We start from the raw sequence: 15,045 nt of genomic DNA, 5'->3' as shown, positions 1-15,045 counted from the left end.
AGAGAGCACAAGCTATATTGCATCTACGCTGGAGCAAGCTCCACCACCAAGGGTTCATCAGCAACATTTAAGACCAGTGACCGAGGATTGTTATACCTGGCCGTAGCATCCGTTGACCTTAGGGGTTGATAGAGGCTGGCGGATCTAATGGCCGTGGTTAATCTCACTGTCACTGCCTGGGTTGGCACTGAAATATCTCGCTTGTTGGATACATCAAAGCTTGGCACCTCTTGCCAGAGAATCAGATAAAAGCGTCCATCCCGTTTTTGTAGCAAGGTGTGATGCACATTTGTTGTTGCTCCAACCATAGTGTAGCTGAGAGCACCTGGCGAGAATACACCTTCCCCATCTCGCAATAGCGCTATTAGGTTCTGTAGCGCAGTAAACGCTGGTTTAGGGGTGCCATTTTGCCGCAGAATACCAAAATTCCCCTCCTTATCAGCCGTCTGCCACTTGTCGATGAACTCATTGATATATACTCGCTGAATATCGCGATTAAAATATTCCAGCCAAAGGCGAGGGACATACTTTCCAGCCGCTGCTTCTGAAATGCCTGGCTGACCAGATTCAGCTGCAACTGCATTATGCCAGCCAGTCTCTGTTGCGATCAGAGGCTTATCAGGACAGATTTGTCGTGTAGATGGAATCCAGTGCCAATCTAAGCCCGCTGTCGGAGGCTGGCCGCCGGGGTAGCTATGCATCGCTCCATAATCACAAACAACTTCACCCAGCGATGTGGCATTATGCCAAAGGGCCACCGTCGGGCTCAGTACGTCAAGTCTGGCGGTGGCTGGATCTTGCTTGACAGCATTGAAAAGTTCAGACTGAAACAATCTTACTCCCTGGGGAAAGGGCTGTCCTTTGTAGGATAAATCAGGCCAAACATCCCACTCATTCGGACCTTCAACCGCCTCGACCGCTGTGGGTATTGCCTTCACAATATCAACGGCAACGGAGGCATCTTGCTGATCTCTGGGATCCATTACTAACGTGGACTTGATACCGACGGTGGCAAGATCCACAAATTTTTGCTGGGTTTCTCGATCATCTAGCCGAACGCCGTCTCGAATATGACGAACACCCAGTTCTTGTAATCTCGGCTTAATAATGGAATCGTAATTACGGTAGGCACTATTGGATCTGTTTAGATGGACAACAACACCCAGTGAATCAATAAATGAGCTAGCCGCGTGAGCCGTTTCGGATGGGTTCTGGGATTGACCTGGCAGCACCGTACTACAGGCAAATACAGTGCTCACCAATAACACAAGCAAATACTGACGACGCTGAATCCAGGGTGACAACAACGATTTCATAGGTTTAGATTTCCAAAAATCTCCGATAGAGCGAATTAGCGGTGGGTAAGAGCGGATGTTCTTTCAGTTCTTGAAGCACATCCTGTTTAATTCGAGCCTTAGCTACAGTTGGAATAGCAACTAAATGCTCAGGTTGTTTCAGTTGTTTTTGAGTTTCCTGTAGCTGATTAAAAATCGTATCTCGGGTTTCAGGGGTAATGGGCTCCATATGAAATGAAGTGCCATAGCGCTGGTTGATTCTTTCCACCACATACTGGGGGCGTTGGGTTGTATCTTTGAAGTCTGAAATGGTGACATCATCGCGAACGGGCCAAATCTTCTCGTAAAAATTGATGTAGCTTTGAATGGAAAAACGTGTAGACAGAGTACGATCAACTACCAAAACAGAAGCGATAGCATCAATGGGATTGCGAATCAACACAACACAGGGAATGCCATAGTTGACAGCTTTAATGACCTGCAATGGCGCGTGCATATGGTGCGCGGCTTTAGCAGTCGGATTATACAACCGAAACATCTTCGCAAAAAAAGAGTTCGCCGAGCGGGGGAACCCTTCTATACAAATATCTTTATCAGGTGATATTTTCTTCCATCGGTTTTTTTCAGAAAAAGGAAGGAACTGAAACAGGATTTCATGGCGTCCCATGATGTGTCCTGTTCGATATTTTGTATTTTTAATCAGGCCTTTAGCAATCATGATTTTAACTGTTTAGATTATGGAGTTAATTTTGGTCCCAAATTTCATAACGCTCAAATTTGGATTTGGCATGATAGCGGGATGCCGCTAGGCCAATGCCTAAAAAGCCCCACAGCACCATGCCAACAACACCCACCATGGAGACATTGAGACCCATCTGAGCAAAAATGCCAAATGCGATCGCACGTGACGCACTGGCAAATGTATCAAAACTCGCTTCGGTTCCCTCAAACAGCTTGAAGAAGATCAAAAATACTCCGGTAATGTAAGGAATTGTTCCCATCCACCCCAAAGAAAATAACAATGTCAAAATACCGCTGTCCTGGCTTCCTAAACGGCTACTTTCTACCACTGTTCCCAAACCGCGACCCACACCTTCAGTAAGAGCCTGCCCGAGCAACTCGTTATAGCCATCCAAACGGGCTTGATAACTACCATCCTCTTGGGTGTTTGACAGAGATTCTAATCGAGGAGCAATCTCGCTGGCCAGGGGCTCTACGGAGGCTAATGGAACTACCAATAAAGCCATACTCATTAGAGTAATGAGCAACCTAACTTGCAAGTGTGATTTAAGTGAGGGCAGATAAAGCATTAGCGCAGCCACCCAGCTCAGCCACCCTGAGCGAGCCAGGGTCAGTAAAAAGGAGAGATATCCGACGCCAGTGGCAACAAACTTTATGCTTTCGCGATTACTCAACAGCAAAATCAGCCCTGCCATAATCACAGCTGCAAACGGCTGAGGAGAATTCATCGTGCTCCATACCCGAATCCCTAAGGGTTCTGGATAACCAAACACATTTGTATCCACCGCATTGCTTAACCAAAAGCGATCCCATTCCGGAGCTGTTAGATACTGCCATACGCCGTAGCCCCCCATCACCAAAGTCCCCCAGAGGAAGGTGCGCTGGATTGTTTGACGACACACAGGATATTGACGCCAGTTAACAAATAGGTGAAAGCCAAATAGGAGTGGGGGCAGCCAGTTTAACAATGCAACAAGGGTGCCTGCTACCGAGTTTTGCACTAGGCCCATCAGAAATCCATAAAAGACGCTGACAAAACAGAGAATAAAGGGCAGTCCCCCCTGACGATGAATCTTCGGCAAATAGCGCACCAGTGTGGCAGCAGAGATTAAGGTCACCAAAGGGGGTGCCAATAAGACAATGCTAGGATCTTGCCAACCACTGCGCTGATCAATTAACCGACGTACCAGGGGCGTTAAAAACCAAATCCACCAGGTAAATCCTATGTAGAGTAAGGGATAACGCACATACAACAAAACACCGACGGCAGTGGCCATCAATGGAAATAACAGCCGTAACAGGCTGCCTGCTCCAGCAACCGTGCCCAGGCCTGTGATTAGCACCAAGCTCAGAATACCGGTCCAGGCTAACGCAGGCCGAAAACGCAGCCATGAAAACGTGCCATGGCTCGGGAAATAATTGCCTGGTTGTTGCTCTTGCAAGATCATCTAATGGCGTTAGAGGTCTATCTCAGAAATCTGTCTTGGAATTATTAGCATCAGAAAATAAATAGCCAGCGCTGTCTGCTATCGGAATCTTGTGAACAGTCCAGGACTGCGCATATGGGCTAAGGAGTAGGCCATGGACTGTGGTAGGTAGCTGGCGCTAAGTGCCACCAGCGTACGCAAATTGAAAGTCTGATGCCGTAAGGCTTGTTTCAGATGAAAATGGGCATCGTCAAGCTGCCCAAGCCGCAGAAAACCAATTCCTAAGGTAGTACTGGCGTGGGCCAATTCCCGTTGAAAATAAGGCCGATAGTCTTGGAGATTTTCATCCTCCATAAACTGTTGATGACAAAATGTAGCAGCTTTGCCCTTACGGATTTTTGCCTGAATATTACGGCTTCCACTAACCATGTTTTCAGACTGAGCATGCACCCGATAATAGGCCAAGCGCTCATCGCAGTAGTAGGCCCCTTTCCCTGAACGGCAGGCTAGATAAGCGATGTAGTAATCCCAAAACACCCCTGCCTTAAATAGCTGCTCCCAAGGTACAGCAGCCCTACGAATTAATGCAGCGGATGCGGTAAAGACCGCCTGATCAACTAAACCAATCTTCCAGAAAGGCTGATAAACACCTTCTTGTAGGTGATGACGTTTTTCTTTTTGAGTCTGTTTTTTACTGGCTGACCATTGGACAATACCATTGTCATCAATCACGTAATAGTCACAGAACGCCAGCACTAATTCTGAATTTTCTTCCAGCGGCTGCACCAGTGTTTCTAGAAAGTCGCTGGCCCAGCGATCGTCGTCGTTGAGACTGGCCACATATTTGCCATTAGACTCAGCAAAAGCATAGCTCGTGTTTAAGCCAACACCCAGATTTCTAGAATTACGTCTGAGGCGCAGGCGGGGGTCTTGAAATGAATTAACCATGTCTTCCGGACTGTGATCGCTACAGTCATCCGAAACAATGATCTCAAGATTGGCATAGGTTTGATTAACGACACTTGCGATCGCTTCTTTTAAATAAGCCGGACGATTATAGGTGGGAATAATCACACTAATCAGTGGCAGTTCTGAATTATGCGTTTTTTCTAAAGGATTATCCATCATCAAAAGAGTATTGAACTAAGAGGTGGCTAATGAAGGCACGTTAACTGTTGAATCTGGTGCCAAAGCAGCTCGCACATGGTTTTGAATCAGCTGAATAACGTTGGCGCGATCGTACTGCTGAGACGCTTGTTGGTGGGCAGCAGAGCCCAGACGTTGACAGAGATGATCGTTGCTCAACAAGTCAATGCAGGCTTGCGCCATCCCCTGGGCTGACGTTCTAATCAGTACATCGTCACCGTCATTGAGAGATAATCCTTCAGCGCCAATGGAAGTGGAGACAATGGGTTTGCCATAGGCTGCGGCCTCAATAATTTTGACACGGGTGCCGCCACCCGACAAAATTGGGCAGCAGACTATTCGGCTACGGGCATAGAGCTCATCCAAATTTTCAACAAAGCCAGTAAACTCCACTCCCGGAATTCTTGAGTGATAGCTGCGAATATTCTCAGGATGGGTGCCAGCAATGATTAACTTAGCATCGGATCTGACCTTGGTAATCTGGGGCCAGACTTGCTCAATCAAAAAGTTAGCGGCATTGAGATTAGGGTAATAGTAATAGCCGCCGAGAAACATGATGGTAGGTTCAGGGCAGAGGGATTGTGGCTTGGGAATTGCCACTGCATTGGGCACGCTCACCACTCCCTTTAGTCGTCCTTGCTGAGTCAAATATTGCTGATCTAACTGAGAACAAACAAATGTGCGTAGAGCTGTTTGCACGCTGCGCCGTTCTCCCCACCAGAGGGCAGGAATTTGCAAGTAATAAAGCTTTGTTATCAATCGAGTGGGCGGCTGACGAATCTGACGGGCAAAGGAAATATGTTCAACATCATCCAGGTCAAAGAACAATGGCGGCAGGGTTTTCTGAGTTTGCAAAATAGGCGTCATTGATTCTAGGCGATGGCAGAAAATTGCATCGGGCTGCCGTTCTAAGCAAGTCTCTAAAGCCTTTACCTGTTTAGCCGCGCTAGTTGCCACAAAGTTCCCCTGGGCACGATAGTCAAAGATGGGGGCAAACTGTCGCTGCCATTTGGGGCCTGAATTGTCAGCTGTGTGTTGCGGGCATAGGAACAGGTTAATGGGTGCTCCCCAATGTTCTGATAGGGCTTTTTGATGAGTTGCGATCGCATCCACAGAACAATCGACATCCGCTGGCACATAAAACAGGACGTCAAGCTGTGCCATCGCCTTCAACGCATCCAGAAATAAATTAAACCGCCTAAAGGTGCCCTGAACATCTCGTTTAAGATCCGTAGGAAATCGGCAGGAAATAAGTAAGATTCTCATGGAACTAAGCACGATCGGTATTGAGCAACGGCGACAACGTTTGGGCAGAACTAGGGACAGCCCGGCAAAGGTTTTGCCAAATCTCTATATAGTTCTGGAGCATTTTTTCTTCAGTAAAGTCCTGAGCGCGATCGCAGGCATTATTCGCCATCTGCTTCATCTCGTCAGGATGTTTAAGCGCCCAGCGAACAGACTCCAGCAAATCACAGCTATCCCCTGTTCTAAAAACAAGCCCATGGATTTGATGGTGGATCACTTCTGGAATGCCACTGGCATTGGAGGTAATAATCGGTAAGCCAGACGCCATCGCCTCTGCTATAGCAAATGATTGTCCCCCTTCAAAATGAGTAGGAAATACAAATAAGTCAGATGCTTGTAACAATTGGGACACATCTGAACGATAGCCTAAAAGAAAGACTTTATCTGTAACCTGATACTCATTTAGTTGACTCTCTAGAGTCCCTCGCAAATCGCCATCACCAACCCAAATGAATCGCACATCGGGAAAATCTCGAATAATGTGCGAAATCGCTGGGATTAAATCACAATGGCCCTTTTGAAAATTCAACCGACCAACGGTGATCAGTAACTTGGTCGTATCAGGTAACGTCAGCTCGTCGAGAATTTGCCGACGACTTGTTTGCTGCTGAGCAGCCGTTAATGGAAGAGACGCATCTGAGTTAGCACCGTTATAGATACACGTAAGTTCGCTTTCAGGAATTTGAAACAGATTAGATAGTAAACGTCTATTATTTTGTGAAATCACCACCCACTGTTGCTGACGAGTTCTAACCCAGTTATAAAGCTTAACTCGCCATTGATTAACCGGTATCTCCAGTGGCAAAACCAATCCAAATCGCACAACCGTTGGAATCTTCAACAGTCCACAGGCAAGGATACTGGCAAAACAATATTCTGGAGCAGGCAAGGTGATTTGAACAACATCAGGTTTAAGCGTCATCAACAACCGTAGTGTTCTAAAAAAACGAGGCACATGTCGAGCGATGCCCGGCAGCCAGTTTCTATCTTCAGCAATGGAGAGTGGATGATAGGTTACACCGCTTTCCACAAAATCTTGAATTAGTGAAGCCGTCCCATGCACATTAGGAAATGCAGCATGCACATCCCATCCATGCTTTACAGCCCCTCCAGAAACTGTGAGGTTATATTGCTCCACACCTCCACGTAATGTGGAGGGGAAAATCATGAGTAGCTTTTTAGGACTAGATTCCATCGATGTAATAATACGCTAAATAGTTCTCTAACCTATGCCTGGAAAAGGATTCATCTCTGCCCAGAAATATTTGTCGTCCCCATGACTAGTGGCCCTGTCAAGGACTTGCCATCATCTGCCTTATGCAAAACATCAAGAATTAGCGTTGCTAATTCATCTCCCCGCTTAGAATAACTAATCTTTCTCTGCGTCTCGACCCTATCGACCACTAACGTTTCGCCTACCATATGTTTAGCCACTAGCTGCTCAATCACCTGAGCCATCGCCTTCACATCAAAGGGATTAACTAAATGCACACCTGGCTTATCACTCAAATAGTTGCGATTCTCACCGGGTGGCACAGCGGCCAAAATGGGGCGGTCAGTCATCAAATACTCATAGGTTTTGAGCGATATGCGATCGCCAGGAGTTCCGTCAAGACGATCGGGTAAAGGCATAAATAACAAATTTGCCGATTGCAGTTTCTGGAGTGCGTCACTGTATGGCACCGGTCCGGTTACAGTCACCACATCAGATAGATCCTGATCCTTTAAAACGGCTGACGCTGATTCAAATTTATTGCCGTAGATCTTTAATTTGATCTTACCTGCCCAATCAGGATTCTGAGCAACAACCTGTTTAATAGCACGACCAATAAAGATAGGGCTTGAGCTAGCAGGGTTAACGTTGACATTAAAGTACCGTCCCCAGTTCATCCATGCGTGACGTAGCTTCTTAATAACGCGCTGATTCGGGAAGTTCAAAAATTCTTCCCAGCCTGTCATACCACCTGTGAAGACAATTTTAAAATCATTTGAGACAGCGTTACTGCCAATAATCCCTTGAAAATCTTGAGGATCAGCCCCGCCACGGATAAGGTGAAATTTAGAATGTTGCTCTTTAGTCTGTCTAGAACATACCTGTTCTAAACTTAGTTGTGATACATAAACAATAGCATCAGACTGTCTAACATAAATGTCTTCGAGCCAACGGTTGAGATAGTAGTGAAGTTTAGTTGGAAAAACCGCATAGAGATCATCACAGGTTGAAGGTTCACAGACATTAATAACCAGAGGTTTACCCGTTAGCCATTTCAGCAAAATACCAATGAGGCCTGCAGAATAGGGTTTGAGGAAGACAATGATTAAATCAATATCATAGGTTTTGATAACGTTTATGCCTTTGAAAACAGCAGGCAACAACCAAAAAATATCTTCATCAGGCCAGACAAACCAATCTAGTAATTTGCCAAACTTAATCGATCTAATAAAATTAAGCAGTTTTTCAGGCAGCCAAGATCGAACAAAATGAACCTGAGTATGCTCTAGCGCTGCATCTTGGTTACCAGATAAAACATGGACCTGCCAAGCATCTGGCAAATATTTTAGTGTTTTACTAGAACGAATCGCAGTCGGATTCGTTTCTGGAGAAAACTGCTGGGAAACTGACAGTATTCTTGTATGTATGTTTGTTAGATGATTGTTCATAGATTTTCAGCACTATCGGAAATCACAATCAGTATTGTTAGAAGTTTTTAGCTTTCTTCCAGCAGTATTGATATCTAAAGATGAAATTTTTTGAGTAATATGTTCTATCTGAGAATCATTGAAGAGGCGATTGATTTTTTTATCTTTACTTTCCTCAATAGGGTTATGAATAGATGCTTTCCATGACTCGCGATCTAAAATAATTGTGTCACCAGACTTACCTCTATTATTTAAATGACTAGCTTGAAAATCTATAGCAAGAAAAGAACAAATTCTCTCAAAGACATTCTCAGGATCTGCCACCAAATTCTCATATCTAACTAAAAGATGATTCAATTTATGAACATTATAATTAGTTATTTCAACATCATTGATCCATCTTTGGATACATTGATCAACCGTTCGAGGCCATCCCCAGAATTCTGGGAATTTATGACTCACTTCGTATAGAGATGAGACGACATCTTTCCCATCTCGAACAATATGAATAAATGCGGCATCTCTAATATTCTCTTCAATACAATTAATACGTTGTATATGCTCTGGAGTTTTTTCCAGCCATATAGATTTGTCTTGCTCCAGCGTTAGCGTATCTAAAATATTTACAAATGCTGTAGAATAAGTCTTTATAAAACAAGGCTTACAGGGGAATTGATGAAGTAGATCTTCTCTATCAATGGCCCTCAAGAAATCAGAAACTTTTTCTCGAACAGCAGGCTTTGCCAGCTTGAAAAAATGTCGTTTCGAACCAGGGTTAGTAAGAAATTTGAAGAACTTAGACTCTGGGAAAGAAGCAATTTTAGGATGAGATGAAATAACACTTTGAAGTAAAGTTGTCCCAGAACGAGGACACCCTACTAAAAATACTCGTTTTTTAATTTTAGTCATATTCATTAGGTTATTAAAGTTACTTCAGTAACATTTTAATCACTTAGAAAAAACTGACATATTATCTTTTCAAGCATGGAGCTTTTGACCTTTAGCAGTACTATATAGTTTTTGTGATTCTAGTTTTTGATAATGGCTTTCATCTCTATACTTGATGACTCTTCCACGTTGATTGCCAAAGATAGCAAGTGGTGGGACATCTTGAGTCACAACAGCACCTGCTCCAATAATGGCCCCTTCTCCAATATTGACACCTGGGACAACAACTACGTTGGTACCAATCCACACATTTCGTCCAATAATAGTTGGTTTCAAGTCATAGGTTTCATCATAGGGAAGATATTTCCCTTCATATCTATGATTAGCAGAATGAACTACAAAGTTTCGACTAATGTGAGTATTTGCACCAATAACAATACCTCCACGAGCATCAATGTAGGCATTATTGCCAATGTGAACATTATCATGGACCTCTAGCATTTCAGGTTGAATGATAGAGATACGACCATTGAGAAAAACTCCTTGACCAGAATGTTTCATTTGAGCAATTACCCGTCGATTATTTTCTGCCAAGATCGCTGGCTCAGCCCAAAGAACCAATCTAACAATCTCTTTTCCTAAAGCAAACTTGAGTTTCCTAATTAATCCAAACATAGTTTTAAGCTCAAGAAGAATACTTACTTTTTACTCTGGAATGATCTAGGGAGAGAAGAAATGGCAAGGCTATAGGCCTGATTGAATAACCCTGGTGACAAAATCATAATTCCTAATAAGTAGACTAGAAATCCTATGGCTGAATACAATATCAGCGTTATATAAGCATTATCCCAGTCGTACAAGATTTGTTTCGCACCTAGAATAGAAGTCACCATCAGTAGACTGCTTAGCAATGGAGCAGTGTACTGAAGAAAATATTTTTTCAAGTCTATATTGATGAGCTTCTTGATTAGGACTAAAAATACAGGAGAAAATAGATACACACAGATAACATAGGATGCGGCAACTGCGCTGATCCCCCAACGCACTGCTACGAAAAATCCAACAATATTACACACTGTAATCATGAAGATAACTCGCAGTCGCCACAAAGGTTTATTCATAGCTAAGAGTACCGTTCCAGCAAAATATTGTACTGACTGCAGAATGCCAATTAGCGCTAATATTTGCATAACTGGCACACTTGGTAACCACTCATCGCCAAAAACAGTTTGGATAAGTTCTGGGGCAAGTACTGCCATCCCTAAAAAAGCAGGAAACGAAACAAGACTCGTATATCGAGTGACTCGATAAAAAGCATTTCTCATTCTCTCTGGTTCTTTTTGAAGTCGAGAAAACGTAGGCAATGCAACTTGAGCTGTGACATTTGTTAGCAGTTTAATCATAATTAACAGCAATCGATAGGCCACATTGTAATAGCCTAAAGCAACTGTTCCTAAGAAGTAGCCAATTAACAAGTCGTCTGAGCGACGGCTCAAAAAGTTTAGAAAGTTAAAGCCAATGATATTGATGCCAAATGAGAAGAGTTCTCTAAAATGTTGAGGAGAAAACCTAAATCCTGGCCGCCAGTCGCTCGAACTCCACAACATTAAGGCTCCCGTTGAGCCAAATACTATTTCTTTAATAACCAGACTCCCAACCCCTAACCCCATAAGGGCAGCCCCAATGCCGGCTACCCCACAGGCTGCCGTTGCCACTAAAGAACGTGCTGCAAAAACCTTGAACTGCATATTACGTTGCAAGATTGCAGACTGCACGCTACTTAGCCCTGCAAACAGAAAACTGATGGACATCCACCGAATAATCGGTGCTAGCTCTGGCTCACTGTAGAAGTTTGCAACAGCTCCAGCTCCAGCTAAAACAGCTAAAAGGAACAATGCCCCCATCAATACACTGGTCCAAAAAGCTGTATCTAGATGCTCCGGCTCCAGCTTATCTTTTTGAATAATGGCTTGAGCAAAGCCTTGATCCAAAAAGATCTGCATAAAATACATAAATACATTTGCCAGAGCTACTAAACCAAAGGCTTCAGCACCGAGCAGCCGAGCTAGCAACAGAAAAATTGCAGTTGAGACAAGCTGAGCCCCCCATTTTTCTATAGCGGACCACATTGCTCCTTGAATTGCTTTCTGTCGCAAACTCATAAGAAACTACTCACATCTAAGAAAAGAAACAAGGTAAGTAAGCAATACGTTAGAACGCACCAAATCCTGTCATGACTTTAGGGACTGTCATTAGCAACAGTTTTAAATCTTCCTGGAATGTCCACTGTCGAAGGTAATCCAAATCCATTCGATTGACCGATGTCAGATCGCATCCTTGAGAGCGGGTCGTTACCTGCCACATGCCGGTCATACCAGGTAACGCTCTCAATCGTCTCCGCAATACTGGCTCAATCCTTACCGCATCATATAGAGCCCAAGGTCTTGGCCCTACTAAGCTCATCTCACCGCGCAACACGTTAACCAGCTGAGGCAGCTCATCTAAGCTAAATTTTCGTAGCCAACGACCCACCCCTGTTACCCGTGGATCTTTTTCCAGTTTATGTAGGCCGGTCTGATTCCTCATAACCTTATGGTGCTGTGCTTCGGCATCTGTCTTCATACTGCGGAACTTGCAAATCTGAAACAGTCTGCCTTGGTAACCCACTCTCCACTGACGAAATAAGATAGGCCCAGGAGAATCTAATCGAACCCATAAAGCCAATAGCCCCATTAATGGGCTGAGTAGAATACATAGGAAAGATGCAACTAACCAATCTGCCAACCGTTTTACTCGCCAGAGGATGGGTTGTCGAGCCTGGGGTAAATCGGGAGCCAAAGGTACTCTCAAATAGACCTGCTTTTTAGTAGCGCTACAAATATCTGCCCAGGCAGTAAACTTCGATGATTCTAACTGTGGGTCAAGATATACTCGCTTGACAGGTGAGCGGCGCAGACAGTCTCGCAACCAAACTTTATTGCTGAGAGCAGGAATCTCGGGTTCTAATTTAGACGAGCGAGGCTTTACGATTAATGCATCTTTTTCCCAAATCAATGTACAGTTTTCAAATGCAGATGGTGTTCTCTTGGTAGGTGGCACTTGAAAAACAATGGGAGCCTTTAACAAAACTGTAGAAGTTGTCATACGTCTGAAGAGTCTCTTAATAGAAAGCCTGATTCAAGTTAAGCCTGTTGCCTAAAAACTTGTCTTAGATAAACTTATAGCAAATAAATCTCCATTTGGTATGTCCGATTAACTACAATTGTGTCAATTCAGTGACTGAACTAGTAGAGTAAAGTCTAGCTGCGCCAGAGCATTACGGGCTCTTTGGAGAGTTTTGAAGAGCCATTTCGCTCATAATGTTTCATAGGTCGCATACTCTCGCGGTGACCATTGGCGACAATACCAATGGTATTTACTTGATCCAGCATGGTAGTGGTATGGGTTAAATCAGCCTGAGTAATGCGATCTAGGCGGCTGACAATAATGGATGCGTTACACATGGATGCCAGCTGTAGTCCATCAGCCAGGCCTGAAATAGCAGGGGCATCAACAATCACAAGATCATAATTTGCTTCAGCTTTTTCTAACACCTGTCGCATTTGTTGTGAGCTTAGAAGCCTCATGGGGTCTTCAGGTACCGCTCCTGCCAGCAGAACATCAACACTGGTGCCGGAATGAGACAGAGAAACAGGAGAAATTTTTGTTTTATTCCACCGTGCCAAATTTGGATGCAACAGGGTTGATAAACCCTGAACATTTAATAGACCCAGATATTGATGCAACGATGGATTACGGAAATTAGCATCAATCAACAACACCCGTTGGTGAGATCGAGCTGCACTAAGCGCTAAGCCAATGGATAATGTTGTTTTCCCTTCTCCCATCAGAGCCGATGTGACGAGTAAAGAAGACAATGACTGAGAATTGGTCAGCTGAATAGTCTTATAAATCAGATCGACAGCGTCTCGAAATGGCTGACTTTGGCTGAGGGCAGGAGAATCCGCAGGAGCCCGCTCAGCATCCAGAATGGTCAGCAAGGCATCGGCTTTGCGGGTGGGTATTTCAGGAATCACCCCTAAGAGAGGTAAAGCAGCTTGTTTTTTCAGCTCATCCGATGTACGTACCACCGTGTCTATCGCTTCTCGACCAAAGGCTAACCCACCGCCAATGAATATACCAGCCACTACACCCAACAGTATGTTTTGCTTGGGTTGAGGTGAAATTTGTTCACCTAGCTGCGAAGGTTCAACAATATCCCAACTAAAACCACCCTGAGCTAATTCATTACTTAGTTCTTGGCGTAGTTGTAACAGTTGTTCCAACGATTGCTGTTGTATTTGAGCTTCGGGTTGAATGCGGTCGTATTCTGCAATTAAGCTAGGGAATTTAGAGAGTTCAGATTTTAATTGTTGCGCAGCCTGTTCCAACCCATTTTTTCGTGCTTTAAAACGCTGTAAGCTAATCGTAGCCTGCACCAGCTCAGCGGCCAATCCCAGTTCAATTTCACCCAACTGCCCTTCGGTTAACAACGCCGTTTCATCCAGATTAATCTGTTGTGGAATATCACCTAATACCCGTTCAACCTCTGATTGCAACAGAGAAATATTTCCCTCCCGTCGACTTACCAGATCCTGCACTCCGGGATCAGCTTCTGCATAAAGTGATCGCCGTTCCTCTAACTCTAGCTCGGTTGCCTGCAATGCATTTAAAAGCTGCTGATAACGCGATGACTGACTTAAACGTGAAGCAATCATCGCCGATTGAGGATCGGCGGCCAGTTGATCTTGCAGGGAATTATATTTAGCCTGAGCATCTAAAAATTCAGTCTCGACATCCACTTTCGATTGCTCAATCTGTCTGAGGGATTCAGCAACCGTCAGTGATTGCTGCTCTGGATCAATCAGGTTCTCTGACTCGCGAAACTCTTTTAAGGCCTGACGAGACACAGCAAGATTTTCTTGCACGCTTTCTATTTGCTGATTAACCAGGGCTAATCCTCGCTTAAGGCGCTGCTCTTGCTGATCTTTGTTATAGCTTAAATAGACATCGCCTAATTTTTCTAAAAACCTTTGAACAACTTCTGGATCCTTACCGGTAAAGGTTGCTTTGAAAATACCAGTTTTGGCATCGCCTTCAGCCACCTGGGATAGGGTCAACGCCTTTTGAAAACCATCAGCACATTCTGATAGTGGGGCTGACGCATCACATAGCTCTGGATACTCAGACTGAAGCTGTTCAACCGTTTTTTCAACAAAGGACTTACTGCGCATCAGATTGAGCTGAGTTGCATAGTCTGTTTGGGAAGAGGATGAACGTCGCCCTTGCTGTTGTCCGTTGGTGATATCAACCGTCTGACGATAGTTAGGCTCAACTAATAACTGCATTGAACTTTGATAAAGAGGATCTTCTTTTAAAGTTAATGCGATCGCAATCCCCACCGTCCCCACAACGGCTCCACCAAACCAGACAAAGCGTCTTAGCAGTATATTCAGAAGCTGACCATAGCCAATCTCTGTTTTATCTGAGGAGGAGGAAAATTGTGATGTTCGCATATCTGTGTTGTTATTCGCCATCAGATTTATCGAGCTGCACTAACTATC

12 protein-coding genes are annotated in these 15,045 nt (G+C 44.3%); all 12 read right to left on the bottom strand.

Annotated features, from left to right (window positions below):
* Nucleotides 1-23: 23 nt before the first annotated feature.
* Complete coding sequence (locus tag U2F10_RS07750) at nt 24-1,316, bottom strand: glycoside hydrolase family 17 protein (RefSeq protein ID WP_163702755.1); 1,293 nt, start codon at nt 1,314-1,316, stop codon at nt 24-26.
* A gap of 4 nt (nt 1,317-1,320) precedes the next feature.
* Nucleotides 1,321-1,791: a hypothetical protein gene (locus U2F10_RS07745; RefSeq protein ID WP_163702756.1), complete on the bottom strand. Its 471-nt coding sequence runs from the start codon at nt 1,789-1,791 to the stop codon at nt 1,321-1,323.
* 247 nt (nt 1,792-2,038) lie between these two features.
* A complete protein-coding gene (locus U2F10_RS07740; RefSeq protein ID WP_163670878.1) occupies nt 2,039-3,484 on the bottom strand; it encodes an O-antigen ligase domain-containing protein in 1,446 nt (481 codons plus the stop codon).
* A gap of 78 nt (nt 3,485-3,562) precedes the next feature.
* Nucleotides 3,563-4,591, bottom strand: coding sequence for a glycosyltransferase family 2 protein (locus tag U2F10_RS07735; RefSeq protein WP_499871574.1), 1,029 nt, complete (start codon nt 4,589-4,591; stop codon nt 3,563-3,565).
* A 15-nt stretch (nt 4,592-4,606) separates the two neighbouring features.
* Nucleotides 4,607-5,875, bottom strand: a complete 1,269-nt coding sequence (locus U2F10_RS07730) for a glycosyltransferase (RefSeq protein ID WP_499871572.1) — start codon at nt 5,873-5,875, stop codon at nt 4,607-4,609.
* Between the two features lie 4 nt (nt 5,876-5,879).
* The gene (locus U2F10_RS07725) at nt 5,880-7,109 is read right to left on the bottom strand and encodes a glycosyltransferase family 4 protein (RefSeq protein WP_499871570.1); all 1,230 of its coding nucleotides are present in this window, start codon (nt 7,107-7,109) and stop codon (nt 5,880-5,882) included.
* Nucleotides 7,110-7,159: 50 nt separating this feature from the next.
* Nucleotides 7,160-8,575 carry a glycosyltransferase gene (locus U2F10_RS07720; RefSeq protein ID WP_499871568.1) on the bottom strand — a complete coding sequence of 472 codons (1,416 nt, stop codon included), beginning with the start codon at nt 8,573-8,575 and terminating at the stop codon, nt 7,160-7,162.
* Between the two features lie 12 nt (nt 8,576-8,587).
* Complete coding sequence (locus U2F10_RS07715) at nt 8,588-9,463, bottom strand: sulfotransferase family protein (protein ID WP_499871566.1); 876 nt, start codon at nt 9,461-9,463, stop codon at nt 8,588-8,590.
* A gap of 69 nt (nt 9,464-9,532) precedes the next feature.
* Nucleotides 9,533-10,117 (bottom strand): acyltransferase, encoded by a 585-nt coding sequence (locus U2F10_RS07710; RefSeq protein ID WP_499871564.1) that lies wholly within the window; start codon nt 10,115-10,117, stop codon nt 9,533-9,535.
* Nucleotides 10,118-10,140: 23 nt separating this feature from the next.
* On the bottom strand, nt 10,141-11,604 hold the full coding sequence (locus U2F10_RS07705) for an MOP flippase family protein (RefSeq protein WP_499871562.1): 1,464 nt from the start codon (nt 11,602-11,604) through the stop codon (nt 10,141-10,143).
* A 49-nt stretch (nt 11,605-11,653) separates the two neighbouring features.
* Nucleotides 11,654-12,586, bottom strand: a complete 933-nt coding sequence (gene hepC / locus U2F10_RS07700) for a heterocyst development glycosyltransferase HepC (protein WP_163670894.1) — start codon at nt 12,584-12,586, stop codon at nt 11,654-11,656.
* A 155-nt stretch (nt 12,587-12,741) separates the two neighbouring features.
* On the bottom strand, nt 12,742-15,018 hold the full coding sequence (locus U2F10_RS07695) for a GumC family protein (protein ID WP_499871560.1): 2,277 nt from the start codon (nt 15,016-15,018) through the stop codon (nt 12,742-12,744).
* Between the last annotated feature and the right edge of the window lie 27 nt (nt 15,019-15,045).

Origin of the sequence: Leptothoe sp. EHU-05/26/07-4 (genome assembly GCF_043421015.1) — a bacterium.
In the GTDB taxonomy this organism is placed as follows: domain Bacteria; phylum Cyanobacteriota; class Cyanobacteriia; order Phormidesmidales; family Phormidesmidaceae; genus Leptothoe; species Leptothoe turfae.
This window is presented reverse-complemented; position numbering and strand designations above follow the sequence as displayed.

Bases quoted from the DNA above. Each gene is read 5' to 3' on its own strand.
- U2F10_RS07745 (WP_163702756.1), bottom strand. From the start codon at position 1,791: ATGCACGCGCCATTGCAGGTCATTAAAGCTGTCAACTATGGCATTCCC.
- hepC (WP_163670894.1), bottom strand. From the start codon at position 12,586: ATGACAACTTCTACAGTTTTGTTAAAGGCTCCCATTGTTTTTCAAGTG.
- U2F10_RS07705 (WP_499871562.1), bottom strand. From the start codon at position 11,604: ATGAGTTTGCGACAGAAAGCAATTCAAGGAGCAATGTGGTCCGCTATA.
- U2F10_RS07735 (WP_499871574.1), bottom strand. From the start codon at position 4,591: ATGATGGATAATCCTTTAGAAAAAACGCATAATTCAGAACTGCCACTG.
- U2F10_RS07730 (WP_499871572.1), bottom strand. From the start codon at position 5,875: ATGAGAATCTTACTTATTTCCTGCCGATTTCCTACGGATCTTAAACGA.
- U2F10_RS07720 (WP_499871568.1), bottom strand. From the start codon at position 8,575: ATGAACAATCATCTAACAAACATACATACAAGAATACTGTCAGTTTCC.
- U2F10_RS07740 (WP_163670878.1), bottom strand. From the start codon at position 3,484: ATGATCTTGCAAGAGCAACAACCAGGCAATTATTTCCCGAGCCATGGC.
- U2F10_RS07715 (WP_499871566.1), bottom strand. From the start codon at position 9,463: ATGACTAAAATTAAAAAACGAGTATTTTTAGTAGGGTGTCCTCGTTCT.
- U2F10_RS07710 (WP_499871564.1), bottom strand. From the start codon at position 10,117: ATGTTTGGATTAATTAGGAAACTCAAGTTTGCTTTAGGAAAAGAGATT.
- U2F10_RS07750 (WP_163702755.1), bottom strand. From the start codon at position 1,316: ATGAAATCGTTGTTGTCACCCTGGATTCAGCGTCGTCAGTATTTGCTT.
- U2F10_RS07695 (WP_499871560.1), bottom strand. From the start codon at position 15,018: ATGGCGAATAACAACACAGATATGCGAACATCACAATTTTCCTCCTCC.
- U2F10_RS07725 (WP_499871570.1), bottom strand. From the start codon at position 7,109: ATGGAATCTAGTCCTAAAAAGCTACTCATGATTTTCCCCTCCACATTA.